The 23,896-nt window shown below is 70.9% G+C and carries 29 protein-coding genes; 15 read left to right on the top strand and 14 right to left on the bottom strand.

From position 1 onward, the window contains the following. Positions 1 to 19 precede the first annotated feature (19 nt). From AC1DZC_RS06000 to AC1DZC_RS05985, 4 genes are read left to right on the top strand one after another with little or no spacing between them, the layout of a single operon-like run. Positions 20 to 379, top strand: coding sequence for a hypothetical protein (locus AC1DZC_RS06000; protein WP_477042587.1), 360 nt, complete (start codon positions 20 to 22; stop codon positions 377 to 379). Then, complete coding sequence (locus tag AC1DZC_RS05995) at positions 376 to 774, top strand: hypothetical protein (RefSeq protein ID WP_477042586.1); 399 nt, start codon at positions 376 to 378, stop codon at positions 772 to 774. The genes AC1DZC_RS06000 and AC1DZC_RS05995 overlap by 4 nt, the downstream gene beginning before the upstream one ends. A 10-nt stretch (positions 775 to 784) precedes the next feature. Next, positions 785 to 1,849 carry a quinone-dependent dihydroorotate dehydrogenase gene (locus AC1DZC_RS05990; protein WP_477042585.1) on the top strand — a complete coding sequence of 355 codons (1,065 nt, stop codon included), beginning with the start codon at positions 785 to 787 and terminating at the stop codon, positions 1,847 to 1,849. Further along, a complete protein-coding gene (locus AC1DZC_RS05985; RefSeq protein ID WP_477042584.1) occupies positions 1,846 to 2,061 on the top strand; it encodes a hypothetical protein in 216 nt (71 codons plus the stop codon). Before AC1DZC_RS05990 ends, AC1DZC_RS05985 begins: the two co-directional genes overlap by 4 nt. Here AC1DZC_RS05985 and yczR read toward each other — a convergent pair. After that, positions 2,058 to 3,518, bottom strand: coding sequence for a MocR-like transcription factor YczR (gene yczR / locus AC1DZC_RS05980; RefSeq protein ID WP_477042583.1), 1,461 nt, complete (start codon positions 3,516 to 3,518; stop codon positions 2,058 to 2,060). The two genes, AC1DZC_RS05985 and yczR, sit on opposite strands and share 4 nt — an antisense overlap. 63 nt (positions 3,519 to 3,581) lie before the next feature. On the opposite strand from yczR, the gene AC1DZC_RS05975 reads away from it, so the two are divergent. Beyond that, complete coding sequence (locus tag AC1DZC_RS05975; RefSeq protein ID WP_477042582.1) at positions 3,582 to 3,719, top strand: hypothetical protein; 138 nt, start codon at positions 3,582 to 3,584, stop codon at positions 3,717 to 3,719. After that, a complete protein-coding gene (gene yczE / locus AC1DZC_RS05970) occupies positions 3,716 to 4,330 on the top strand; it encodes a membrane protein YczE (protein WP_477042581.1) in 615 nt (204 codons plus the stop codon). The genes AC1DZC_RS05975 and yczE overlap by 4 nt, the downstream gene beginning before the upstream one ends. 1 nt (position 4,331) lies before the next feature. On the opposite strand, the gene AC1DZC_RS05965 is transcribed toward yczE, so the two are convergent. Together AC1DZC_RS05965 and AC1DZC_RS05960 are read right to left on the bottom strand one after the other, a co-directional pair. Then, on the bottom strand, positions 4,332 to 5,342 hold the full coding sequence (locus AC1DZC_RS05965; protein WP_477039547.1) for an aldo/keto reductase family protein: 1,011 nt from the start codon (positions 5,340 to 5,342) through the stop codon (positions 4,332 to 4,334). Between the two features lie 9 nt (positions 5,343 to 5,351). Continuing rightward, positions 5,352 to 5,930, bottom strand: a complete 579-nt coding sequence (locus AC1DZC_RS05960; protein WP_477042580.1) for a DUF3043 domain-containing protein — start codon at positions 5,928 to 5,930, stop codon at positions 5,352 to 5,354. Positions 5,931 to 5,962: 32 nt separating this feature from the next. Between AC1DZC_RS05960 and AC1DZC_RS05955 the strand changes: the two genes are divergently transcribed. Further along, positions 5,963 to 7,324, top strand: coding sequence for a M20/M25/M40 family metallo-hydrolase (locus AC1DZC_RS05955; protein ID WP_477042579.1), 1,362 nt, complete (start codon positions 5,963 to 5,965; stop codon positions 7,322 to 7,324). On the opposite strand, the gene AC1DZC_RS05950 is transcribed toward AC1DZC_RS05955, so the two are convergent. From AC1DZC_RS05950 to nadA, 4 genes are read right to left on the bottom strand one after another with little or no spacing between them, the layout of a single operon-like run. Then, complete coding sequence (locus tag AC1DZC_RS05950; protein ID WP_477042578.1) at positions 7,315 to 7,938, bottom strand: VOC family protein; 624 nt, start codon at positions 7,936 to 7,938, stop codon at positions 7,315 to 7,317. The genes AC1DZC_RS05955 and AC1DZC_RS05950 overlap by 10 nt on opposite strands. Positions 7,939 to 7,964: 26 nt before the next feature. Then, the gene (locus AC1DZC_RS05945; RefSeq protein ID WP_477042577.1) at positions 7,965 to 8,288 is read right to left on the bottom strand and encodes an antibiotic biosynthesis monooxygenase family protein; all 324 of its coding nucleotides are present in this window, start codon (positions 8,286 to 8,288) and stop codon (positions 7,965 to 7,967) included. After that, positions 8,285 to 8,884 carry a DJ-1/PfpI family protein gene (locus AC1DZC_RS05940; protein WP_477042576.1) on the bottom strand — a complete coding sequence of 200 codons (600 nt, stop codon included), beginning with the start codon at positions 8,882 to 8,884 and terminating at the stop codon, positions 8,285 to 8,287. The genes AC1DZC_RS05945 and AC1DZC_RS05940 overlap by 4 nt, the downstream gene beginning before the upstream one ends. Position 8,885: 1 nt before the next feature. Beyond that, complete coding sequence (nadA, locus tag AC1DZC_RS05935; RefSeq protein WP_477042834.1) at positions 8,886 to 10,082, bottom strand: quinolinate synthase NadA; 1,197 nt, start codon at positions 10,080 to 10,082, stop codon at positions 8,886 to 8,888. A 65-nt stretch (positions 10,083 to 10,147) separates the two neighbouring features. Between nadA and AC1DZC_RS05930 the strand changes: the two genes are divergently transcribed. Then, positions 10,148 to 11,338, top strand: a complete 1,191-nt coding sequence (locus tag AC1DZC_RS05930; RefSeq protein ID WP_477042575.1) for a glycerate kinase family protein — start codon at positions 10,148 to 10,150, stop codon at positions 11,336 to 11,338. Between the two features lie 141 nt (positions 11,339 to 11,479). Further along, positions 11,480 to 11,830 carry an iron-sulfur cluster insertion protein ErpA gene (gene erpA / locus AC1DZC_RS05925; protein WP_477042574.1) on the top strand — a complete coding sequence of 117 codons (351 nt, stop codon included), beginning with the start codon at positions 11,480 to 11,482 and terminating at the stop codon, positions 11,828 to 11,830. Between the two features lie 39 nt (positions 11,831 to 11,869). Here the strand turns inward: erpA and AC1DZC_RS05920 are convergent, their stop codons facing one another. Both AC1DZC_RS05920 and AC1DZC_RS05915 read right to left on the bottom strand, forming a co-directional pair. Beyond that, on the bottom strand, positions 11,870 to 12,088 hold the full coding sequence (locus AC1DZC_RS05920) for a sulfurtransferase TusA family protein (RefSeq protein WP_477042833.1): 219 nt from the start codon (positions 12,086 to 12,088) through the stop codon (positions 11,870 to 11,872). Continuing rightward, entirely contained in the window at positions 12,088 to 13,269 is a 1,182-nt protein-coding gene (locus AC1DZC_RS05915; RefSeq protein WP_477042573.1) for a cysteine desulfurase family protein, read from the bottom strand. Before AC1DZC_RS05915 ends, AC1DZC_RS05920 begins: the two co-directional genes overlap by 1 nt. A gap of 303 nt (positions 13,270 to 13,572) precedes the next feature. Here AC1DZC_RS05915 and ctaC point away from each other — a divergent pair, with 303 nt between their 5' ends. From ctaC to AC1DZC_RS05895, 4 genes are all read left to right on the top strand, one after another. Next, positions 13,573 to 14,412 (top strand): aa3-type cytochrome oxidase subunit II, encoded by an 840-nt coding sequence (ctaC, locus tag AC1DZC_RS05910; RefSeq protein WP_477042572.1) that lies wholly within the window; start codon positions 13,573 to 13,575, stop codon positions 14,410 to 14,412. Continuing rightward, positions 14,412 to 16,232, top strand: coding sequence for an aa3-type cytochrome oxidase subunit I (gene ctaD / locus AC1DZC_RS05905; RefSeq protein WP_477039538.1), 1,821 nt, complete (start codon positions 14,412 to 14,414; stop codon positions 16,230 to 16,232). Before ctaC ends, ctaD begins: the two co-directional genes overlap by 1 nt. Beyond that, entirely contained in the window at positions 16,229 to 16,627 is a 399-nt protein-coding gene (locus AC1DZC_RS05900; protein ID WP_477039537.1) for a cytochrome c oxidase subunit 4, read from the top strand. Before ctaD ends, AC1DZC_RS05900 begins: the two co-directional genes overlap by 4 nt. A 108-nt stretch (positions 16,628 to 16,735) precedes the next feature. Further along, positions 16,736 to 17,086, top strand: coding sequence for an META domain-containing protein (locus AC1DZC_RS05895; RefSeq protein WP_477042571.1), 351 nt, complete (start codon positions 16,736 to 16,738; stop codon positions 17,084 to 17,086). A gap of 73 nt (positions 17,087 to 17,159) precedes the next feature. Here AC1DZC_RS05895 and AC1DZC_RS05890 read toward each other — a convergent pair whose 3' ends face one another. The 5 genes from AC1DZC_RS05890 to ctaE all read right to left on the bottom strand — a co-directional run bounded on the left by AC1DZC_RS05890 (position 17,160) and on the right by ctaE (position 22,108). Next, positions 17,160 to 17,822, bottom strand: a complete 663-nt coding sequence (locus tag AC1DZC_RS05890; protein WP_477042832.1) for a superoxide dismutase — start codon at positions 17,820 to 17,822, stop codon at positions 17,160 to 17,162. A gap of 2 nt (positions 17,823 to 17,824) precedes the next feature. Next, positions 17,825 to 19,570 (bottom strand): cytochrome bc1 complex cytochrome b subunit, encoded by a 1,746-nt coding sequence (gene qcrB, locus AC1DZC_RS05885; RefSeq protein WP_477042570.1) that lies wholly within the window; start codon positions 19,568 to 19,570, stop codon positions 17,825 to 17,827. Further along, complete coding sequence (gene qcrA / locus AC1DZC_RS05880; protein ID WP_477039534.1) at positions 19,567 to 20,610, bottom strand: cytochrome bc1 complex Rieske iron-sulfur subunit; 1,044 nt, start codon at positions 20,608 to 20,610, stop codon at positions 19,567 to 19,569. Before qcrA ends, qcrB begins: the two co-directional genes overlap by 4 nt. Then, the gene (qcrC, locus tag AC1DZC_RS05875) at positions 20,607 to 21,392 is read right to left on the bottom strand and encodes a cytochrome bc1 complex diheme cytochrome c subunit (protein WP_477042569.1); all 786 of its coding nucleotides are present in this window, start codon (positions 21,390 to 21,392) and stop codon (positions 20,607 to 20,609) included. The genes qcrA and qcrC overlap by 4 nt, the downstream gene beginning before the upstream one ends. Positions 21,393 to 21,460: 68 nt before the next feature. After that, positions 21,461 to 22,108: an aa3-type cytochrome oxidase subunit III gene (gene ctaE, locus AC1DZC_RS05870; RefSeq protein ID WP_477042568.1), complete on the bottom strand. Its 648-nt coding sequence runs from the start codon at positions 22,106 to 22,108 to the stop codon at positions 21,461 to 21,463. Positions 22,109 to 22,419: 311 nt separating this feature from the next. Here ctaE and AC1DZC_RS05865 point away from each other — a divergent pair, with 311 nt between their 5' ends. Together AC1DZC_RS05865 and trpD are read left to right on the top strand one after the other, a co-directional pair. Beyond that, complete coding sequence (locus AC1DZC_RS05865; protein WP_477039531.1) at positions 22,420 to 22,848, top strand: hypothetical protein; 429 nt, start codon at positions 22,420 to 22,422, stop codon at positions 22,846 to 22,848. Beyond that, on the top strand, positions 22,845 to 23,891 hold the full coding sequence (gene trpD / locus AC1DZC_RS05860; protein ID WP_477039530.1) for an anthranilate phosphoribosyltransferase: 1,047 nt from the start codon (positions 22,845 to 22,847) through the stop codon (positions 23,889 to 23,891). The genes AC1DZC_RS05865 and trpD overlap by 4 nt, the downstream gene beginning before the upstream one ends. Positions 23,892 to 23,896: the final 5 nt, after the last annotated feature.

Genomic DNA, 23,896 nt, shown 5'->3' with positions numbered 1-23,896 from the left:
GCCGGTACGGTGGGGCACCGTGATCGTCGCCCTCGCGCTGCTCGTCGTCGCCCTGTGCGTCGCGCTCGCCGGCTGGGCCCTGTGGTTCGTCGTCCGCGACCGCGCCGTGGTCCTGCGTCAGCTCTGGGGCGGCGCGGTGGTCGAGGCCGTGCTGGTCGTGCAGGCGCTCGTCGCGGGCGTCCTGGCGGCCACGGGGTCGCCGGACGTCGACGGCGTGCTCCTGTGGGGCTACGTCCTGACGCAGGCGCTGGTCCTGCCGATCGCCGCGGCCTGGGCGTTCGCGGAGCGCACGCGCTGGAGCTCCGTGGTGCTCCTGGTGGCCGCACTGACCGTCGCATTCCTGGAGTACCGACTCCTGCAGATCTGGGGGACCGTGTGACCACCCGTTCGACCGCCAGCGGGCCGGGGCGCCTGCTCGTCGCCGTGTACGGCATCCTCGCGCTCGCCGCGACCGCTCGCGGCCTCTACCAGGTGACCACCAAGCTCGACGAGGCACCGGTCGCGTACCTGCTCTCGCTCGCCGCGGGCCTCGTCTACGTCGTCGCGACGATCGCCCTGGCCAAGGACCGGCGCACGCTCGCCTGGTGGGCGGTGAGCATCGAGCTCGTCGGCGTCCTGACCGTGGGCGTCCTGTCGCTCGCGGACGTCGGCGAGTTCCCCGACGAGACGGTCTGGTCGGCGTTCGGGCAGGGCTACGGCTACATCCCGCTGGTCCTGCCGTTCCTCGGCCTGCTGTGGCTGTGGCGCACCGGCCGCCCCGCCCGCAGCGCCTAGGGTTGAGCGCGTGTACCGCCTGCTCTTCGACCTCGTCTTCCGCCGCATGGACCCCGAGCGCGCGCACGAGGTCGCGTTCGGCGTGATCCGCGGCGTCGCGCGCGTCCCGCTGCTGCGAGGGCTCGTCGCCCGGGTCTTCGCGTCGCCCGCGTCGGGGGAGGTGCGAGTGTTCGGACGCCGGTTCCCGTCCCGGTTCGGGCTGGCCGCCGGCTTCGACAAGAACGCGGTCGGGGTCGCCGGCCTGACGATGATCGGCTTCGGGTTCGTCGAGGTGGGCACCGTGACCGCCCACGCGCAGCCCGGCAACGAGCCGCCGCGGCTGTGGCGCGTCCTGGACCAGCGCGCGCTGCGCAACCGGATGGGCTTCAACAACGAGGGCTCCGCCGACGTCGCCGCACGTCTGCGCCGGCTGCGCGCGACCCCGGCGGGTCGTCGCCTCGTCGTTGGCGTGAACATCGGCAAGACCAAGGTCACCCCGGCGGAGCAGGCTCCGGTCGACTACGCGACGAGCGCCGGCCGGCTCGCGCCCTACGCGGACTACCTCGTGGTCAACGTCTCGTCGCCGAACACCCCGGGCCTCCGGGACCTGCAGTCGGTCGAGGCCCTGCGCCCGATCCTCGAGGCCACCCGGGTCGCGGCCGACGAGGCCACGGCCAAGGCCGGCAAGCCCGCGGTCCCGCTGCTGGTGAAGATCGCCCCCGACCTGTCCGACGAGGACGTCGACGCGGTCGCGGAGCTCGCCGCCGAGCTCGGGCTGGAGGGGATCGTCGCGGTCAACACCACGATCGCGCACGACCTCGGACCGGGCGGCCTGTCCGGTCCGCCGGTGCTCGCGCGCGGGCTGGACGTCGTCGCCCGGCTACGCAGCCGGCTCGGCCCGGACGCCGTGATCATCGGCGTCGGGGGGATCACGACCCCCGCGGACGCGCGCGAGTACGTCGCCGTCGGAGCCACCCTGGTGCAGGGGTACACGGGACTGATCTACGAGGGTCCGTTCTGGCCGTCGCGCATCACGCGCGCGCTCGGCGCCGACCAGGCGCTCCGCTCGCCCGCGCAGCGCAAGGCGGTCGCATGATGGTCCTGCGACCGCAGTGGGAGTGGCGCTTCGACGGCGCGGACGCGGAGGCCGTGAGCAACCCCGTCAGCCCCGTGTTCACCACCCAGTACGACGCCGAGCAGTGGCTGGGCGAGCACTGGCGCACGCTCGCCGCGCAGGGTGTGCACGCGGTCCGGCTGCTGCACGAGGGCACGCAGGCGACCCCGACGCTGACGCTGCCCTACACCTAGACCAGCGCGTGCACGCGCGCCGGTCCGGTCGACGGCTCGGTGATGCCGAGGCTCGCCCACGCGTCCGCCAGCGCCGCGACCCCGCGGCGCATCTGGTCGGGGGACGTGGTGAACGGCACCCTCAGGTTCTGCTCGAAGCTGCCGTCCGCGCCGAAGGCGGTCCCGGGAACGACGCGGACGCCGTGCCGGACGGAGATCGCGGCCAGCGCGCTGGACACGGGCGCCCCCAGGTCCACCCACAGCGACAGGCCGCCGCGCGGGAGCTCGAAGCGCCAGGACGGCAGGCGGTCCAGCAGCAGGCCGGCCAGGAGGTCACGGTGCTCGCGCAGCACGACGCGACGGCGGTCCAGCAGGTCCGCGGGCCGGGAGAGCAGCTCGGTGACCACCAGCTGCTCGAGCAGGGGCGTGCCGATGTCGACGCTCGCGCGGGCCGACGCGAGGCGGGCCACCAGGTCGGGGTGGCCGCGGACCCAGCCGACGCGCAGGCCGCCCCAGAAGGACTTGGACGCCGACCCGATCGAGACGACGAACGCCGAACCGGTCCCGTCGCCGGCGAACGAGGACGGCGCCGGTCCGTCCAGCGTCAGCTCCGTCATGACCTCGTCGCCCACCACGGTCGTGCGGTAGCGACGCGCCAGGGCGCGCACGGCGGCGCGCTCGTCGTCGTCGAGCGACGTCCCGGTGGGGTTGCGGTGGTCGGGGATCAGGTACACCAGCCGCGGCGCGACCTGGCGGATGGTCGACTCGAGCAGGTCGATGTCCAGCCCGCGCTCGCCGGACGGGACGGGCACGGGGCGAGCACCGGCACCGCGCACCACGTCGATGGCGTGCGGGTAGGTGGGGTGCTCGACGACGACGCGGTCGCCGGGGCCGGCGTGCGCGTGCACGAGGAGGTGGATCGCCTGCTGGCCACCCGTCGTCACCAGGATCTGGTCGGGGGTGGTGGGGGTGCCGCGGCGGGAGTACCAGGCGGCGACCGCCTCGCGCAGGACGGGCAGGCCGAGCGGTGCGTATCCCGTCCCCGTCAGGTGCCGGGGGAGGGCGTCGAGGGCGGCGAGGTAGGCGCCGTGCAGCACCGAGGGGGCTGACGGCGCCGCCATGGACAGGTCGACCACGGCGGGTTCGTCGTCGTGCGGCTCGGCAAAGGACGTGCGTGCGCCGCGGCCGCTCGGCAGGGTGGTCACCGTGCCCGAGCCGCGCCGGCTGACCAGGTAGCCCTCGTCGCGCAGCAGGTCGTAGGTGGAGGTGGTCGTGGTGCGGGACACCCCCGTCGCGTCGGCCAGCTCGCGTTCGCTGGGCAGCCGCGTGCTCAGCGGCACCGAGCCCGACAGGATCGCGGCGCGCAGGGCGTCGGCCAGCGCCGCGTAGGCAGGGCCGGGACGTTGCCAGGCGCCGAGCACGGACTGCAGCCGTTGCCCGCTGATGCGGCGGTCCGCCGGGAGGTCACTGATGGTCATGAAGCCACTATTCCAGAAGTGGCTATGTTCTGAAAGGCCACATCAGAACCAGACTTGCCTACCATGAGCATGTGGCTATCGATAGTTCTGGCAGTCCTGGTGACGACGACCCTCGTGGTGGCCGTGGCCCGCGTCGTCCGCCGCGACGGCCTGGGCCACCGACCGCCGCCCGCCTCGCGCTACGAGTGGACGGCGGAGTGACCCGCCGCGCGACCCAGCTCGTGCTCGGGCTCGTCCTCTACGCACTCTCGATCGCGATGGTCGTGCACGCCGGTCTGGGCTCGATGCCGTGGGACGTGCTCACGCAGGGCATCGTCAAGCACACGGGCCTGTCGTTCGGGATGGTGACGCTGCTGACCGGCCTCGTCGTGCTCGCGTGCTGGATCCCGCTGCGGCAGCGCCCGGGCGTCGGCACCGTGGCCAACGTCGCCGTGATCAGCCTGCTCGTCGACCCGTTCTTCCGCATGCTCGACCAGCTGCCCGACCCCTTGCCGATCGGCGCGCGGGGTGCGCTGGCCGTCGCAGGCGTGGCCCTCAACGGCCTGGCCACCGGCCTCTACGTCGGGGCGCGCCTCGGACCGGGTCCGCGCGACGGGCTCATGACGGGCCTCGTCGCTCGGACGGGGTGGTCGATCCGGCTGGTCCGGACCGGCATCGAGGTCACGGTGATCAGCGCCGGCTGGATCCTCGGCGGGACGTTCGGGCCGGCGACGGTGCTGTACGCGCTGGCCATCGGCCCGCTCGTGCACGTGTTCCTGCCGCGGTTCACCGTGACGGCCCCCGTGCCGGAGCCGGAGGCCGTCACGGTGTAGCTCAGCGGGGTCCGGGCGCGTTCCGTGCCGTCTCGGCGGGGTCGGAGACGACCGAGTCGCCGAGGATCGTGTCGATCCGCGCGAGCAGCTCGGCGGGGATGACCACGCCGGACGCCTTGACGTTCTCGGTCACCTGCTCGGGCCGGGAGGCGCCGATGATCGCGGCGGCGACGTTCTGGTTCTGCAGCACCCACGCGACGGCGAGCTGTGCGAGGGAGAGGCCGAGCTCGTCGGCGATCGGTCGCAGGTCCTGCACGCGCTGCAGGACGTCCGGCCGCTCCAGGAAGCGTCCGATGAACCGTGCGCCGCCCTTCTCGTCGGTCGCGCGCGAGCCGGCCGGGACGGGCTGGCCGGGCAGGTACTTGCCGGTGAGCACGCCCTGCGCGACGGGCGACCAGACGATCTGCGACACCCCGAGCTCGGTCGACGTGGGGACGATCTCGCCCTCGATGACCCGCCAGAGCGCCGAGTACTGCGGCTGGTTCGAGATCAGGTGGATGCCGAGGTCCTGGGCGAGGGCGTGGCCGGCGCGGATCTGGTCCGCGGTCCACTCGCTGACGCCGATGTAGAGCGCCTTGCCGGAGCGCACCACGTCGGCGAACGCCTGCATCGTCTCCTCGAGCGGCGTGGACTCGTCGTAACGGTGCGCCTGGTAGAGGTCGACGTAGTCGGTCTGCAGGCGCTCCAGCGAACCGTCGATCGACTCGAGGATGTGCTTGCGGGACAGGCCGGAGTCGTTGGCGCCGCCGGGGCCGGTCGGCCAGTAGACCTTGGTGAAGATCTCGAGGCTTGCGCGGCGCTCGCCCTTCAGCGCCTCGCCGAGGACGGTCTCGGCCTTGGTGTTCGCGTAGACGTCAGCGGTGTCGAACGACGTGATCCCGGCGTCGAGCGCGGCGCGGACGCAGGCCTTCGCGGTGTCGTTCTCCACCTGCGAGCCGTGCGTGAGCCAGTTGCCGTAGGTGATCTCGGTGATCTTGAGGCCGGAGCGGCCGAGGTAGCGGTAGGAAACCATCCCTCGACCCTAGCTGGGGTACTGACCCCTCTTGACCTGCGGCCGGGGCAGGCGGGAGCGACGGATCTGCAGCGCCCGGACGACGGTGTAGAACGGCGCACCCCTGAGCGGGACGTCGTCGCCGAACTTGGCCTTCAGGCGCTTCTTCACGCTGCGCCACAGGATGAACGCGTCGACCGAGAACAGGAGCATGTACGCGTAGAGCGCCAGGATCGCGCCGCTGGCGATCGCCTGGTTGTTCTGGAACGCGAGCTGCACGACGATCAGCAGGACGGCCACCGGCAGGACGAACTCGCCCAGGTTGAAGCGCGCGTCGACGTAGTCGCGCATGTACCGGCGCTGCGGGCCGCGGTCCTTGACCGGCATGTGCTTCTCGTCGCCGGACTGCATCGCCTGGTACTCGAGATTGCGCTGCTTCTTGCGGGCGTCGGCCTGCGCGCGACCCGCGCCCTTGCGGTCGGAGCTGACCAGCGGGCGCTTGTTGGCCGCCTCGGCCTCCTTGCGCTTCGGCGTCGGCCGGCCCTTGCCTACGGGCTCGCTGGGGCCCTCGGAGAGGGCGGGCTGCTGGTCTTTGCTGCTACCGGGCACGGAGCAAGGGTAGTCGAGTAGCGTGCTGAGGCGTGACGGACGAGACGAGCACGAACGACAGTCGGACGCAGACCCTCCGCACGCGGACGGCGGACCAGTTCAGCGCCCTGCGCGCGGATCTCGAGGCCCTGGTCCGGATACCCAGCGTCTCCAACGCGGAGTTCGACCAGGCGCACGTCGCGGCGAGCGCGGAGGCCGTCGTCGGTCTCCTGCACGGGGTGGGTTTCGACGACGTCCAGGTGCTGCGCGTGGACGGCGGCGCCCCGGCGGTCGTCGGCCGGCGTCCGGGACCCGAGGGCGCCCCGACGGTCCTGCTCTACGCGCACCACGACGTGCAGCCGCCCGGTGAGGACTGGGACACCCCGCCCTTCGAGCCGACCGAGCGCGACGGGCGGCTCTACGGCCGGGGCGCGGCCGACGACAAGGCCGGGATCGTCGCGCACATCGGTGCTCTGCGGGTGCTGGCCGACGAGCTCGCGGTCGGCGTGACCGTCTTCGTCGAGGGGGAGGAGGAGATCGGCTCGCCGACGTTCCTGCCGTTCCTCACCGCGCACCGCGACCTGCTCGCCGCCGACGTGATCGTCGTCGCCGACTCGACCAACTGGGCCGTCGGGGTGCCCGGCCTGACCACCTCGCTGCGCGGCCTGGTCGACCTCGTCGTCGAGGTGGCCGTGCTCGACCACGCGGTGCACTCGGGGATGTTCGGGGGTGCGGTGCTCGACGCGCCCACCCTGCTCGCACGCCTCATCGCGACGCTGCACGACGACGCCGGCGACGTCGCGGTCGCAGGCCTGGTGCACGCCCCCGACCCGACCGTCGACTACGACGAGGCCGCGTTCCGCGCGGACGCGGGCGTGCTGGACGGGGTCCGTCTCGCAGGAACCGGCCCGATCACCGCCCGCCTCTGGACGCGTCCCGCGATCGGCGTCATCGGCCTCGACGCGCCCCGCGTCGCGAGCGCGTCGAACACGATCACGCCGCGGGCGTCGGCCAAGCTCTCGGTCCGGCTTGCTCCCGGCCAGGACCCGGCCGCCGCGATGGAGGCGCTGCGCACGCACCTGCTCGAGCACGCCCCCTTCGGCGCCCGCGTCACGGTCACCGACGGCGAGTCCGGCAAGCCGTTCCAGGCACCGACCGACTCGCCGGCGATGCAGGCCGCGCGGTGGGCGTTCGCGCAGTCGTGGGGGACGCAGCCCGTGGACATCGGCGTGGGCGGGTCGATCCCGTTCATCGCGGACCTGCTCGACGTGTTCCCGGACGCGTCGATCCTGGTGACGGGCGTCGAGGACCCCGACAGCCGCGCGCACGGCGCCAACGAGTCGGTGCACCTCGGCGAGCTGGCCAAGGTCGTGCTGGCCGAGGCGCTGCTGCTGGAGCGGCTCGCTCAGGGCTGACCGGGAAGCCGGTCTCGCGCTGCCGCTTCGCCGTCGCCGAGTCGCTCCTGGAGCTCGGCGATGAATGCCAGCGCGGCCTCACGGTCGTCCAGGGACGTCGTCGTGTCCGCGCGTCGCTCGGCTGCGGACAGGATCTTGAGCGCCTGGGCGGCGTCGCCCTTCGAGTCCGCGAGGACGACGGCGTTGTCGAGCGCGCGGCCCAGCGTCGTCGTCGCAGCCGTGGACCCGGAGCCCTCACCGAACACGCGGACCCAGTTCCCGCTCGGGTCGACCAGCGAGAAACCGCTGGCGCCGTCCGCGTTCGCGCGGCGGCGCGGACGCGTGATGCGTGGGAGGTCCTGGACGGGGATCTTCCCGTAGAGCCCGCGCAGGCCGTCGGCCCACTCGCGCCACAGCACCTCGGTGTCGTCCACCAGCACGAGGCACGTCGAGTGCGACTGCAGGGGGTCCCAGTCGGGCATGCCGTACACCTGCAGCTCGAGCGGCCCACGTCGAAACCCGGCACACGGATACGGCCGGGACTGGCGGTACGTGACCTCGAAGCCCAGCGCGCCGTAGAACGCGAGCGCCTCGTCGAGGTCACCGCAGGGCAGCAGCGGGATCATGCGGGCCATCGGCCGATCCAACCACCGGGCGTGAGCTACCGCTCCTGGGGCACGACCGGGACGTGGTGCTCGACCGTCGGGAACGGGTCGTAGAAGTGGTGCAGGAGCTCGCGCCACCGCTCGTACTGCGGCGACCCACGGAACCCGACCGTGTGCGCCTCCACCGAGTCCCAGCCGATCAGCAGCAGGTACGTGCCAGGGCTCTCGATGCTGCGCGAGACGTGCACGCCCCGGAAGCCCGGGACCGACTCCACGAGCGGCAGAGCGGTTGCCAGGGCCTCCTCGAACGCAGCGTGCTCACCGGGGCGGACCGGGAGGAGGGCGTGCTCGAGCACCGGAGCGGACAGCAGGTCCGTCATACCGGAGGCTGGGGGTCGTACTGGATGCCCCGCCGCACGTCGCGGGCCACGTCCACCGACTCGAGCCGCGCGACGAGGTGCAGGGCCATGTCGATCCCGGCGGACACGCCCGCCGACGTGACGAGGTCGCCGTCGTCGACGAACCGGGACTCGGTGTCCGCGAGCACGTCGGGCTCGAGCTCGAGCAGCTCGTCGAACGCCGCCCAGTGGGTGGTCGCAGGGCGCCCGCTGAGCAGACCGGCAGCCGCGTACACGAGCGCGCCGGTGCAGACGCTCGTCAGGAGCGGGGTCGTCGCGCGCATCTCGTGCACCCACGCCAGGTGCTCGGGCTCGCGCAGCAGGATCCGGGTGCCGTGGCCGCCCGGGTAGACCAGGACGTGCAGCGGCCCGAGCTCGGCCATGGAGACGTCCGGGACGAGGCGCAAGCCCTTGGCGCACCGGACCCCACCGCCGTCCACGGAGAACGTCAGCACCTCGGGGTGCAGCTCGGAGTGGTCGGCCCAGTACTTCAGCACCTCGTAGGGTCCGACGACGTCGAGCTCCTCGGCGCCGTCGAACACGAAGATCCCGACCCGCAGGCCGTTCCCCGTGGACACCTCAGTACCCGGGCAGGGCGAGCATCTGGTCGAGAGCGACGCGTGCCCAGTGCGCGACGTCGGCGTCCACGACGATCTGGTTCACCGACCGCCCGGCGAGCAGCGACTCCATGGCCCAGACGAGGTGCGGCAGGTCGATGCGGTTCATGGTCGAGCAGAAGCAGACCGTGGAGTCGAGGTAGTGGATGTTCTTGTCCGGGTGCGCCGCCGCGATCCGCCGGACCAGGTTCAGCTCGGTGCCGATCGCCCAGGAGCTCCCCGGGGCCGCGGCGTCGAGCGCCTTGATGATGTACTCCGTCGAGCCCACCATGTCCGCGGCCGTGACCACCTCGTGCTTGCACTCGGGGTGCACCAGCACGGTCACGTCGGGGACGGCCGCCCGGATGTCGGTGACGTTGCGCTCGGAGAACCGGCCGTGCACCGAGCAGTGCCCGCGCCACAGGATCATCCGCGCGTTCTTCAACTGCTCCGTGGTCAGCCCGCCGCCCGGCTTGCGGGGGTCGAACACCACGCAGTCGTCGAGCGAGAGGCCCAGCTGCAGCACCGCCGTGTTGCGGCCGAGGTGCTGGTCGGGCATGAAGAGCACCTTGCCCGTGCCCTCGAGGCCGCCGACCTGGTCGAACGCCCAGCGCAGCGCGACGTGCGCGTTCGACGACGTGCAGATCGTCCCGCCGTGGCGCCCGGTGAACGCCTTGATGGCCGCCGTCGAGTTCATGTAGGTGACGGGGACCGTGCCGTCGGCGATCCCGGCGTCGGCGAGCACGTCCCACGCGTCCTCGACCTGGTCGATCGCCGCCATGTCCGCCATGGAGCAGCCGGCCGCCAGGTCGGGGAGGATCACCTGCTGGTGGTCGGAGGTCAGGATGTCGGCCGACTCGGCCATGAAGTGCACGCCGCAGAAGATGATGAACTCGGCCTCGGGCCGCGCGGCGGCCTCGCGGGCGAGCTTGAAGGAGTCGCCCGTGACGTCGGCGAAGTCGATGACCTCGTCGCGCTGGTAGTGGTGGCCGAGCACGAACGCGCGGGTGCCCAGTGCTGCGCGGGCCACGCGGGCCCGTTCGACGAGGTCCGGGTCGCTGGCTGCGGGAAGGTCGCCGACGCACTCGACGCCGCGCTCGGAGGCGAGGTCGATGCCGCGCCCCAGCAGCAGCAGCGCCGACGGAGCCGGCTCGGAGAAGGTGCTTCGATCCGTGGTCACGCTCACGCGCCGATCCTCGCACACGGACTCGTTCTTGAAAGTCGACGCCGTCCAGGCGTGCCACGATGCACGGCGTGCGCGTCCTCATCGCCCCCGACAGCTTCGGCTCGAGCCTCACGGCCGACGAGGCGAGCGACGTGATCGCCGGCGCCTGGCGTGCGGTGGCACCGAACGACGAGGTGCTGACCTGCCCGTTGTCCGACGGAGGCCCCGGTTTCGTCGCGACGCTGCACCGAGCCCTGGGCGGCTCGCTCGTGCCGGTGACGGTGACGTCGCCGGTCGGCGAGCCGACGCCCGTCGTCCTCCTCCTCGTCGGCACGACCGCCTACGTCGAGTCCGCACAGGCGATCGGGCTGCCGCTCGTGCCGGCCGACCGGCGCGACCCCGGCGTGACGACGACCAGGGGAGCGGGCGAGCTGATCGCGGCCGCGCTCGGCTCGGGCGCGACCCGCGTCGTCGTCGGGCTCGGCGGCTCGGCGACGAACGACGCCGGGGCCGGTGCGCTCGTCGGGCTCGCCGACGCGCTGGGCGTCCCGGGCCTGTCGCAGGACCTCGGCCTGGGGGGCGGAGCACTGGGCGCCGTGACCGCCGACGACCTCGCCGGCCTGCGTGACCTGCGCGACCGGTTCCGTGGCGTCGAGCTGGTCGTCGCGACCGACGTCGACGTGCCGCTACTGGGACTGCAGGGCGCGAGCGCGGGCTTCGCGCCGCAGAAGGGCGCGACGCCCGAGCAGGCGCAGGAGCTCGAGCGCGCGCTGGCCGACTTCGCGCACGCGGCGACCGCGGCGCTCGGCGACGCGGTCCGCCCGGACCTGCTGGCAGGCGCCCGCGCCACGTCCGCGACGACCCGGCTGACCACCACGCCCGGAGCCGGCGCAGCGGGCGGCCTGGGCTTCGGGCTCGCCCTCCTGGGAGGTCGGCTGGTGCCCGGGTCCGGCTTCGTCGCCGAAGCGGTCGGGCTCGACGGGCGCATCGCGGCTGCGGACGTCGTCGTGACCGGGGAGGGCCGGTTCGACTGGCAGTCGCTGCACGGCAAGGCGGCGAGCGAGGTGGCGGCTCGTGCCCTCGCGCACGGTGTGCCGACGATCGTGCTCGCCGGGGAGGTGCTGGTGGGTCGTCGCGAGCTGTCGGCCGCCGGGATCACGGCGGCGTACGCGGTCGCGGAGACGCCTGACGCGGTCCGCGCGGCGCTGGCCGCACCGGCCGAGACGCTCGCCGCCCGCGCCACGCGGATCGCCCGAACCTGGTCCCGCTGACCTGAATCGCCGTGCGACGCATCGCACACCGAAGTTTGCGCGGGAGGGTCGTACCCTGGAGGGGAACAACTCGGAGCCCGGTGCTGTTGCGGATCGACAGACAGACGCGAGCACCGTCCCGTGAGCCCACTGGAGAGACATATGAGCGAGACCACGCAGACCACCACGCACGGCGTCCTCCTCACCGACGTCGCCGCCGGAAAGGTCCGCAGCCTCCTGGAGCAGGAAGGCCGCGACGACCTGCGTCTCCGTGTCGCCGTCCAGCCCGGTGGCTGCTCCGGCCTGATCTACCAGCTGTACTTCGACGAGCGTCAGCTCGACGGCGACGCCGTGAAGGACTACGACGGCGTCGAGGTCATCGTGGACCGCATGAGCGTCCCGTACCTCGAGGGCGCGACGATCGACTTCGCGGACACGATCGAGAAGCAGGGCTTCACCATCGACAACCCGAACGCCGGCAGCGCCTGCGCGTGCGGCGGCTCGTTCAGCTGATCCGATGAGAGGGGCCCCGGCGGATGCCGGGGCCTTTTCTCATGCCTGCGTGCGGACGGTCAGTGCGTGGACGCCGTCCTGCTCCGTCGACCCCACCATGACGTGACCGCGCATCCGAGCCCAGGCCGGCACGTCGTGCACGGCTGCCGGGTCCGTGGCCAGCACGGTGAGCGTGCTGCCGACCGGGGCGTCCTTCGCGGCGCGCGCGAGCCTGATGACCGGCGCGGGGCAGCGCAGCCCACGGGCGTCCACGACGATCACAGCGAGCCGACCCCCCACGCCTCGCGCACACCGGCGACGATCCCCGGCAGCTCGTCGAGGAACCGGTCCACGTCCGCCGACCGCGTGCCGCGCGGCAGGGCGAGCCGGATGTTGCCGTGCGTGAGCGCCCCCATCGCGGCCAGCACGTGGCTGGGCTCCAGCGCGCTCGACGTGCAGGCCGACCCCGAGCCGACCGCGAACCCGCGGGCGTCCAGCGCGCCGAGCAGCGCCTCGCCCTCGACGTAGAGGCACGAGAACGTCAGGACGTGGGGGAGCCGGTCCACGGGGTGGCCGACCACGTCGACGTCCGGGACCTCAGCGGCCACCCGGGTGCGGACCCCGTCGATCAGCGCCCTGCGGTCGTCGGCCGCCGCCGACGCGACCTGGAGCGCGACCGCGGCGGCCAGTGCGGCGGGCACGCTCACGCCGCCCGGGAACCAGCGGTCCTCGTCCTCGGGCCAGTCGGGGGAGCGACGCACGCCAGAGCGGGTGACCAGCACCCCGATCCCGGCCGGACCGCCCCAGTCGCCCGCGTCCGCGGCAAGCAGGTCCCACGCCTCGCCCACGTCGACGTGGCCCAGGCTCGCGCCCGCGTCCATGAGCAGCGGGACGCCCGCGGCGTGTGCGGCCTCGTGCACGGCGTCGACGGGCTGCAGCGTGCCCACCTCGCCGTTCGCGTGCTGCAGGGCAGCCAGGGCCACCCCGGGCCGTCCGACGGCATCGACGAACGCGGACGGGTCGACCCGCCCGGTCGCGTCGACCGGCACGGTGACGCGGGTGCCCGCGAAGTCGGCGGCGTTCAGGACGGCCGCCCGCTCGACCGCCCCGACGACGACGTCGGACCCGGAGCGTCGTCGGCCGCGGGCCACCGACCGGACGGCCCCGTGCAGCGTCGCGGTGTGCGACGGGGCGAGGTCGACGTCCTGCGTCCGGGCGCGGACGACGGCGGCGATCGCCTCCCGCGCGCCGTCGAGCAGCATGCGGGCGCGCCGACCCTCGGCGTGGAGCCGACGCGGGTCCGCCCAGCCCTGGTCGAGGGCCTCGAGGAAGGCCGACCGCGCCTCGGGGAGCAGCGGGGCGCGCCCGCCGGCGTCGAGGACGACACGCCCGCCAGTGGCGTCGGTCACAGCAGGGGTGTCACGGGGCCCGGTGGTCTCGGGCTCGCCATCTGTGCTCACGCACGCACCGTAACCCCGAGACGCCCGTGACCAGGCGGGAGAGGATCCCCCTGGGCAGCCCGTCGACGGGTGCCGCGGCACCGTCCCGAGGAGCGGGACGTGACCGACGTGGTGCTGACACGGCGTCGTCAACACTCGTCGTCAGCACGAAACGCGCGGCCCGGGGCGCTAGGCTGCACCAGTCGAGGACGAAGGTCCCGGACGACGCCCCCAGCACCGCGGGAGCGCCCGTCGGGACGCGAGTGAGAGGTCCCCCCGTTGCACCCGGACACCCCCCGTCGCAAGCGGCGGCCAGCGCTGGTCATGGCTGGTCTGCTTGCCGTCGTCGTCGTCGCCCTCAGCGGTTGTTCCGCCGAGGTGCAGCGCGGCTGGCTCCCTGGCTCGTCTGACAACGAGATCACCAACCAGACCGGCCGGGTCACCAGCCTCTGGGTCGGCTCCTGGATCGCGGCCCTCGTCGTCGGCGTCATCACGTGGGGCCTGATCCTGTGGTGCGTCACGGTCTACCGGAAGCGCAAGGCGGACGACACCCTGCCGGTGCAGCTCCGGTACCACGTGCCGCTCGAGATCATGTACGTGATCCTGCCGATCATCATGGTCGGGGTGCTCTTCTACTACACGAACCGCGACACCGAGGCGATCATCGACACCTCGGCCGAGACCCAGAACCATGTCCAGGTCATCGGCAAGCAGTGGAGCTGGGACTTCAACTACCTCGACGACGACGCGTACGAGACCGGCCAGCACGCCCAGGACGTCGGCAGCGCCGGCACCGGTGTGCTCCGCGACCAGGTCACCCTGTGGCTGCCGGTCGACGAGTCCGTCGAGTTCACGCTCAACTCGCGCGACGTCATCCACTCGTTCTGGGTGCCCGCGTTCCTCATGAAGATGGACATGATCCCCGGCAAGACGAACTCGTTCCAGGTCACGCCGAAGGTCGTCGGCGAGTACCTCGGCAAGTGCGCCGAGCTCTGCGGCGAGTACCACTCGTCGATGCTGTTCAACGTCAAGGTCGTGACTCGCGAGGACTACGACGCGCACATCGCGCAGCTGAAGGAGAACGGCCAGGAGGGCTCGCTCGGACTCGAGTACAGCCGCCTGCAGGACACCGCGCCCGACGCGGCGAAGGAAGGCGAGAACTGATGGCCGCCGTCGCGGAGCACATCCCCGGACTGGCGCCGTCGCGCCAGACGCTCGGCCGCACCGTGATCAAGTGGATCACCTCCACCGACCACAAGACCATCGGGTACCTGTACCTGATCACGTCGTTCGTCTGGTTCGCGATCGGCGGCACGCTCGCGCTGCTCATCCGCGCCGAGCTCTTCGACCCGGGCATGCAGGTGTTCCAGTCGAAGGAGCAGTACAACCAGGCATTCACCATGCACGGCACGATCATGCTGCTGCTGTTCGCCACGCCCCTGTTCGCGGGCTTCGCCAACGTGATCATGCCGCTGCAGATCGGCGCGCCCGACGTGGCGTTCCCGCGGCTGAACATGCTCGCGTACTGGTTCTTCTTCTTCGGCGGCACGATCGCCGGCGCCGGCTTCTTCACGCCGCAGGGCGCCGCGTCGTTCGGCTGGTTCGCGTACGCGCCGCTGTCCAACACCGTGTACTCACCGGGGCTCGGGGGAGACCTCTGGGTCTTCGGACTGGCCCTCGCCGGGTTCGGCACGATCCTCGGTGCCGTCAACTTCATCACCACGATCGTCACCATGCGTGCGCCCGGCATGACGATGTTCCGCATGCCGATCTTCACCTGGAACACCCTGGTGACGTCGCTGCTGGTGCTCATGGCGTTCCCGCCCCTGGCCGCCGCGCTGTTCGCGCTCGGCGCCGACCGCCGGTTCGGTGCGCAGGTGTTCAACCCCGAGAACGGCGGCGCCATCCTCTGGCAGCACCTGTTCTGGTTCTTCGGGCACCCCGAGGTCTACATCATCGCGCTGCCGTTCTTCGGCATCATCACCGAGATCCTGCCGGTCTTCAGCCGCAAGCCGATCTTCGGCTACCGCGGCCTGGTGTACGCCACGATCGCGATCGCCGCCCTGTCGGTGACCGTGTGGGCGCACCACATGTACGTCACCGGCTCGGTCCTGCTGCCGTTCTTCGCGTTCATGACGATGCTCATCGCCGTGCCCACCGGTGTGAAGTTCTTCAACTGGATCGGCACGATGTGGCGGGGCAAGCTCACGTTCGAGACACCCATGCTCTGGACCATCGGGTTCCTCATCACGTTCCTCTTCGGCGGCCTGACGGGCATCATCCTGTCCAGCCCGGCGCTCGACTTCTCGCTGTCGGACTCGTACTTCGTCGTCGCGCACTTCCACTACGTCGTGTTCGGCACGGTCGTCTTCGCGATGTTCGCCGGCTTCTACTTCTGGTGGCCCAAGATGACCGGCCGGATGCTCGACGAGCGCCTCGGCAAGGTCCACTTCTGGATGCTGTTCGTCGGCTTCCACACCACGTTCCTGATCCAGCACTGGCTGGGCGTCATGGGCATGCCCCGCCGGTACGCGGACTACTCGCCCGACGACGGCTTCACGGTGATGAACCAGGTCTCGACCATCGGTGCGGTCATCCTCGCCGCGTCGACGCTGCCCTTCCTCTGGAACGTCTACACCACGTGGCGCAACGCCCCGCTGGTGACGGTCGACGACCCGTGGGGCTACGGGGCCTCGCTCGAGTGGGCGACCAGCTGCCCGCCGCCGCGGCACAACTTCACGTCGCTGCCGCGCATCCGCTCGGAGCGCCCGGCATTCGACCTGCACCACCCCGAGGTCGCCGCCATGGACTTCGTCGAGCCCGATCCCGGTCCGCTGGACTGGGAGGCGGACCGGCGCGGTGAGACGTCGCTCGGCGTCGAGCGCGTCGTGAACGGCACCGGCGAGCCCGAGCAGTCGACCGCGACGATCGTCGAGGAACGGCCGGCCACCGAGACCAGCACGGACGGGGAGGACGAGAAGTGAAGCTCGAGACCAAGCTCTTCCTCTACGGGGTGCTGTTCTTCGTCCCCATCGGCCTGATCTACGCCTGGTGGAGCGGCGGCGAGGCCGTCGGCACCGTCGGCATCCCGCTCGTCGGCGGGCTCGTGGGCATGATCGGCGCCTACTTCGCGCTCCTGGGCCGCCGGATCGACGAGCGTCCCGAGGACGACCCGAACGGTGAGATCGAGCAGGGCGCAGGCGACCAGGGCGTGTACAGCCCCTGGAGCTGGTGGCCGCTGGTCCTCGGCGTCGCCGCCGCGATCACGTTCGCCGGTCTGGCCGTCGGATTCTGGATGTCGTACATCGGCATCGTGCTCGGCATCATCGGCCTGGTGGGCTGGGTCTTCGAGTTCTCGCGGGGACAGCACGCCCACTGACGTCTGACCACGGGGTTTCCACCCCTGTGAGCAGGCATTTCACACTGCTAGCGTCCTGGCATGAGGAATCCTCGCGCGTTAGTGGTTCGAACGATCATCCTCGTCGCAGTGGCAGGGGCGGCACTGACCGCCTGTTCCAGCGACGACTCCTCCGGATCTGCACCCTCGAAGAGCGACATCACGGGTGAGTGGGCAGAGCCGGACTCCAAGCCGCCGGTCGATCTCGAGTTCCTGGAGGACGGCTCCGTCAGCGGGACCGACGGGTGCAACCAGATGAACGGCACCTGGAAGCTCGACGGCTCCGACATCGAGTTCGGCCCGTTCTCCGCGACGATGATGGCGTGCGAGGACGTGGACACGTGGCTCTCAGGAGCGGCGAAGGCGACGGTCGACGGTGACACCATGACGATCCTCGACGACAAGGGCAAGGACATCGGGACGCTCGAGAAGCAGTCCTGACGCACGAACTGCCAAGGGCCCGCACTCGACGACGAGTGCGGGCCCTCAGGCGTTCTGCGGGGCGTACAGGCGGTCAGACGGCCACGATCAGGCCGGCCGTCTGGGTGCGCGCGCGGTCGAAGCGAGCAGCGGCGTGGGCCCAGCTGACGATGTTCCACCACGCCTTGACGTAGTCCGCCTTCACGTTCACGTAGTCCAGGTAGAAGGCGTGCTCCCACATGTCGAGCACGACCACCGGGACGAGGCCGAGCGCGATGTTGCTCTGCTGGTCGTACAGCTGCACGATCACGAGCTTCTGGCCGATGGAGTCCCACGCGAGGATCGACCAGCCGGAACCCTGGATGCCGAGCGCGTTCGCGGCGAAGTGCTTCTGGAACGCCTCGAACGAGCCGAAGAACTCGTCGATCGCGGCGCCGAGCTCGCCGGTCGGCTTGTCGCCGCCCTCGGGGGAGAGGTTCTGCCAGAACACGGAGTGGTTGACGTGCCCGCCCAGGTTGAAGGCGAGGTTCTTCTCGTGGAGGTTCACCGCGGCGAAGTCGTCGGCCGCGCGGGCGGCAGCGAGCTTCTCGAGCGCCGTGTTGGCGCCGGCGACGTAGGCCGCGTGGTGCTTGTCATGGTGCAGCTCCATGATGCGCCCCGAGATGTGCGGCTCGAGCGCCGCGTAGTCGTAGGGCAGATCCGGGCCCCCCCCCCCCCCCCCCCCCCCCCCCCGACTCTTCGGACAACTCTTGCTCAGGATCAGCGATTCCGCCCGTCAGGGGCCGTCTCATCCTTCGGATCGACCAGGTGCTGGCCACCGCCGACGGTGCCCGCCCCGGCCCCGGTCAGCTCGGCCGGACCGTGAGCGGCGCTCTCGATCGAGTCGTGCTCGCCGTGGGAGTGCGCGGCGACGAGCTCGGCGGGTGTCACGGGCTCGATGCGGTCCTCGTAGAACGTCTCCGAGAGCCGCTGCCGCATGCGGTCGAGCCGGTAGCCCTTGCGACGCACGCCGCGCGAGTCCTCGGCCGGCTCGATCTCCAGCGGCCGCGTGTTGTCGTGCTGGACGCGCAACCACCGCTCGTGCTGGTCGAGGGGCTTGTGGACCTCGATGTACTCGCCGTTGGCGAACCGGACGATGCGACCGGTCTCGTGGCCGTGCAGGACCAGCTCGCGGTCCTTGCGCTGCAGGCCGAGGCAGATGCGCTTGGTGATCCAGAACGCGAACCACGGACCCAGGAAGATCAATGCGCGGAACCCCCACGTGATGTCGTTGATCGACAGGTGGAAGTGCGTTGCGATCAGGTCGTTCGAACCGGCGAGGATGAGGATGAAGAACGCGGTCAGCAGCGAGGCGCCGAACGCGGTACGGAACGGCCGGTTGCGCGGCCGGTCGAGCACGTGGTGCTCCTCGTGGTCGCCCGTCGCGAATGCCTCGATGAACGGGTACAGGGCGAGCGCCGTGAACAGGATGCCCGGGATCACCATCGCCGGGATGATCACGTTCAGCGAGAGCGTGTACTGACCTATGACGACCTCGGCGAAGCCGGGCATCAGGCGCAGCGACCCCTCGAGGAACAGCATGTACCAGTCCGGTTGAGCGCCCGCGGAGACGATGGACGGATCGAACGGGCCGTAGTTCCAGACCGGGTTGATCGTCATGGTCGCCGCCATGAGCGCGATGACGCCGAACACGAGGAAGAAGTAGCCGCCGGCCTTCGCCACGTAGATCGGGAAGAGCGGGTAGCCGACGACGTTCTTGTTCGACCGACCCGAGCCCGGGTACTGCGTGTGCTTGTGCAGCACGACGAAGAACAGGTGCAGCCCGATGAGCGCGAGGATGATCCCGGGAATCAGGAGGATGTGCACCGTGAACATGCGCGGGATCAGCACGTCACCGGGGAACTCGCCGCCGAACAGGAAGTACGACGTGTAGCTGCCGATGATCGGGATGGCCCGCACCACACCGTCGGTGATCCGCAGACCGTTGCCGGAGAGCACGTCGTCGGGGAGCGAGTAGCCCGTGAAGCCTGCGGCGAGCCCGAGGATCATCAGCGTGAAGCCGACCACCCAGTTGACCTCGCGCGGCTTGCGGAACGCGCCCGTGAAGAAGACGCGCATCATGTGCGTGACGATCGAGGCCATGAAGATCAGCGCGGCCCAGTGGTGGATCTGCCGCATCAGCAGTCCGCCGCGGACCTCGAAGGAAAGCCTCAGCGTCGAGGCGAAAGCCTCGGACATGTGCTGCCCCTGCAGGGCCACCCACGGTCCGTCGTACACGACCTCGTTCATGCTCGGCACGAAGAAGAGCGTGAGGAAGACGCCCGAGATCAGGATCGTGATGAAGCTGTAGAGCGCGATCTCACCGAGCAGGAACGACCAGTGGTCGGGGAAGATCTTGCGCGCGAAGACCTTGACCGCGGTACCGATGCCGGTGCGCTGGTCGAGGTAGTCCGCCGTGCCTGCGGCGATCTTCTCGACCGGGGAGGGGGTCGATGTCGTGGTCACGTAAGACGCTCCCAGAAGCTCGGGCCGACGGGCTCATTGAAGTCGCTCTGAGCGATCAGATAGCCCTCGTCATCAACGGTGATCGGCAGCTGCGGCAGGGGCCGCTTCGCCGGTCCGAACACGACCTTCGCTCCGTCCGACACGTCGAAGGTCGACTGGTGGCACGGGCACAGGAGGTGGTGGGTCTGCTGCTCGTACAGCGCGACCGGACAGCCTACGTGAGTACAGATCTTCGAGTATGCGACGATCCCGTTATAGGACCAACTTTTCTTCTCTTCGGATTCTTTGAGATCCTCAGGATTGAGTCGGACCATCAGGACGATGGACTTGGCCTTCTCGTCGAGCGGGTGCGCCTCTTCGTCGAGTTTGTCCGGCTGGACGTGGAACACCGACCCGACGGTCACGTCCGCGGCCTTGATCGGCCGTCCGCTCGGGTCCGTCGTGAGACGGGTGCCCTTCTTCCACATCGTGTACTTGAACTTGCTGACGTTCCAGTCGTCGCCGACGTTGCCGACGATCGGCACGATGATCGCGAGCGGGAAGAGCGCGAGCGCGCCGATCATCGTGCCCTGGAGCAGTCCGCGGCGGCCGATCGCCGAGTCGGCGGCGCCCTCCTTGAGCACCTCGACGGCGGCTTCACGAGTCTCGTCGGAGCTGCGCTGCTCGTGCCGCTCCTCGGCCTTCTCGTGGTCGTTCATCAGGGCCTTGGCCCAGTGGACCGCGGCGATGCCGATGCCGAGCAGCGACACCGCGAGCCCGATACCGAGCAGGAAGTTCGACAGCCGCATCGACTCGGGCGTCTCGCCCGGGGGAATGGCGAAGTACGCGACGAGGAAGCCGATGGTCGCGATGACCGACAGGACGAAGAAGAAGACGACCTGGCGCTCGGCCTTCTTGTTCGCCTTCGGGTCGTTGTCGCCCATCCGGTCGTGGTGCTCCGGGTGGCCCGGGTCCTCGAACCGCTCGGGGTAGGTCCCGTCCTCGCGCAGCACCAGCGAGTTGTCGGTCGTGGCCTCGGGGGCCGGGTCGTGGATGCTCACGAGGACTTGGCTCCGATCCAGACCGCTGCGCCGATGAGCAGGCCGAGTCCGACCACCCACGCCCAGAGGCCTTCGCTGACGGGTCCGAGGGCACCGAGGGTCAGGCCGCCCGGGGACGCGCCACCCTGCTGGTCGATGAACGCGATCACGTCGCGCTTCTCCTCGGGCGTGATGTTCGCGTCGTTGAACACGGGCATCGACTGCGGGCCGGTGAGCATCGCCTCGTAGATGTGCGTCGGCGTGGTGTCCCACAGCTTCGGCGCGAACTTGCCCTGCGAGAGGGCGCCACCGGCGCCGACCGCGTTGTGGCACATCGCGCAGTTGGTGCGGAAGATCGCCATGCCGTTGGACGCGTTGCCTAGCGCCGGGTCGACCATCTCCGCGGTCGGGATGGCGGGGCCGTCACCGAGCGAGGCCACGAACGCGGCGAGCTGGTTGATCTGCTCCTGCTCGAACTGGACCGGCTTGGCCTCGATCTGCGGGCCGTTCATCTGGGCCGGCATGCGGCCCGTGCCCACCTGGAAGTCCACTGCTGCGGCGCCGACGCCGATCAGCGACGGTCCGCTCGCGGTGCCGGCCGCCGAGGGTCCGTGGCACGTGGCGCAGTTGGCCTGGAACAGCTTCTCACCGGTCGCGATGTCACTGGCGTCGGCCTTCACGGTCGTCGCCCCGGCCGACGTCGGTGCCAGCACCGCGTACAGCCCACCGGTGAGCAGCAGCGCCAGCAGGAGCAGCACGATCGGCGCACGCCGATCCTGCCTGCGGGCTGCGAGTGCCTTCACGGATCGATCCTCGTCTCGCACGTTGGGGGATGGGATTCAGTTGTGGCGGGCGACGAGGCCCGCCCCTGCTACTTGAGCAGGTAGATCATGGCGAACAGCGCGATCCAGACCACGTCGACGAAGTGCCAGTAGTAGGAGACCACGATGCCGGTGGTCGCCTCGTGGTGACCGAACCGCTTGGCCGTGAACGACCGGCCGAGCAGGAAGATGAAGGCGATGAGACCGCCGAGGACGTGCAGACCGTGGAAGCCGGTCGTCAGGTAGAAGACCGAGCCGTACGGGCTGGACGAGATGGTCAGGCCCTCGCGCACCAGGTTCGCGTACTCGTAGATCTGCCCCGACACGAAGACCGCGCCCATCAGGTACGTCAGCGTCATCCACTCGTTCATGCCCCAGCGGCGCGCGTTCAGCAGCGAGCCGCTGCGCACCGGCTGGAATCGCTCGGCGGCGAACACCCCGGCCTGGCAGGTCACCGACGACAGCACCAGGACGATCGTGTTGGCCGTCGCGAACGGGATGTTCAGCTTCGCGGTCCAGAACGCCCACTCCTCGGGAGCGGCGGACCGCAGCGTGAAGTACATGGCGAAGAGGCCGGCGAAGAACATGAGCTCGCTGGCCAGCCACACGATGGTCCCTACCGACACGGGGTTCGGTCGGTTGACGCTCACGTGGGGGCTGGTGCGGGGGGCAGCCGTTGCGGTCGACACGTTGGCCATTATGGCCGAACCCGCCCCGCCATGGGTCATTGGAGCTGCGGAGCGTCGACGGGTAAATGTCACACCGTCAGGATCGGCGCCCGCGCGCGCGAGAAGCAGCACCCTGTCGGCCGCACGATCACGCGGCAGACCGCCGTTCGCGCAGGCCGTCCACGACCGGTCGCGCCGCAGGTCGGACCGTCGACGGACCGGCGCGTCGCGGACCCCGTGCTATGGGTCCCGACGACGAGAATGTGTTGCTCCTCACCGCCTCGCCGCGACCCGTGCCAAGATTCCCCTCGGACGCACGTCGACGATGAGTGAGGACCTCCATGAGCACGGGCCAGCCCGAGAACGCAGCCGCCCTCCCGGCACCGCGGATCCTGCTGTACAGCGACGACGTCGACGCGCGCGAGCAGGTGCGGCTGGCGGTCGGACGACGCCTTCGTCGGGGCGCGCCGGACATCGAGTGGGTCGAGGTCGCGACGGCTGCGGCGGTCATCTCGAGCACCGAGGCCGGCGGCCTGGACCTGCTGATCCTCGACGGTGAGGCCGACAAGGTCGGTGGGATGGGCCTGGCCCGCCAGCTCAAGGACGAGATCTACCGGTGCCCCCCGGTCCTGGTGCTCACCGGTCGACCGCAGGACGCCTGGCTGGCCTCGTGGTCCAACGCCGAGGCGGTCGTCAGCCGCCCGCTCGACCCGGTCGAGCTGCACGCGGCCGTCGCGGCGCTCGTCGAGGCGCGGGCCGTCGCCCGATGACCGACGCTCCGACCTGGTCGGACCTGTTCGCCACGCTCGTCGCCCGGCAGGACCTCACGTCCGAGCAGACCGCCTGGGCGATGAGCGAGATCATGAGCGGCGAGGCGTCGACGCCGAAGGTCGCCGCGTTCCTCATCGCCCTGAAGACCAAGGGCGAGAGCGTCACCGAGCTCACCGGCCTCGCCGACACGATGCTCCAGCACGCGGTGCGGATCACGGTGCCCGGTCGGACGATCGACATCGTGGGCACCGGCGGCGACCGGTCGCACACGGTCAACATCTCGACCATGTCCGCCCTCGTCGTGGCCGGCGCCGGGCTCACCGTGGTCAAGCACGGCAACCGGGCCGCCTCGTCGTCGTCCGGCTCGGCCGACGTGCTCGAGGCGCTCGGGATCCGGCTCGACCACGCGCCCGCCCGCGTCGCCGAGCTGGCGACCGAGGTCGGCATCACCTTCTGCTTCGCCCAGGTGTTCCACCCGTCGTTCCGGCACACGGCACCCGCGCGCAGCGAGCTCGGCATCGGGACCGCCTTCAACTTCCTCGGCCCGCTGACCAACCCGGCGCAGCCGCGGTCCGCGGCGATCGGTGTCGCCGACGCCCGGATGGCCCCGCTCATGGCGGGCGTCCTGGCGGGTCGGGGCGCCAGCGCGCTCGTCTTCCGCGGCGAGGACGGGCTCGACGAGATCGCCCCCACCGGCCCGACGAAGATCTGGGAGGTCCGCGACGGCCTCGTCGACGAGTCGGTCGTGGACTGGGCGGACCTCGGTGTCGCCCGGATCGAGCTCGCGTCGCTGCGGGGTGCGAAGGCCGACTACAACGCCGACGTCGCCCGCCGGCTCCTCGGCGGCGAGCAGGGGCCGGTGCGCGAGACCGTCGTGCTCAACACCGCGGCCGCGCTCGTCGCCGACGGGACGCTTCCGGGCACCAGTGACGGGTCGCTGACCGAGCGGCTGCTCGCGGGCGCCGGGCACGCGCGGGAGGCCCTGGACAGTGGCCGTGCGGCCGACGTCCTGGCCCGCTGGCGGGCGGCCAGCGCCGCCTAGTCGGT

Source organism: Cellulomonas sp. P2_B4 (assembly GCF_056404795.1).
The sequence above is the reverse complement of the archived record's forward strand: the minus strand, read 5'-3'. Positions and strand labels throughout refer to the sequence as shown.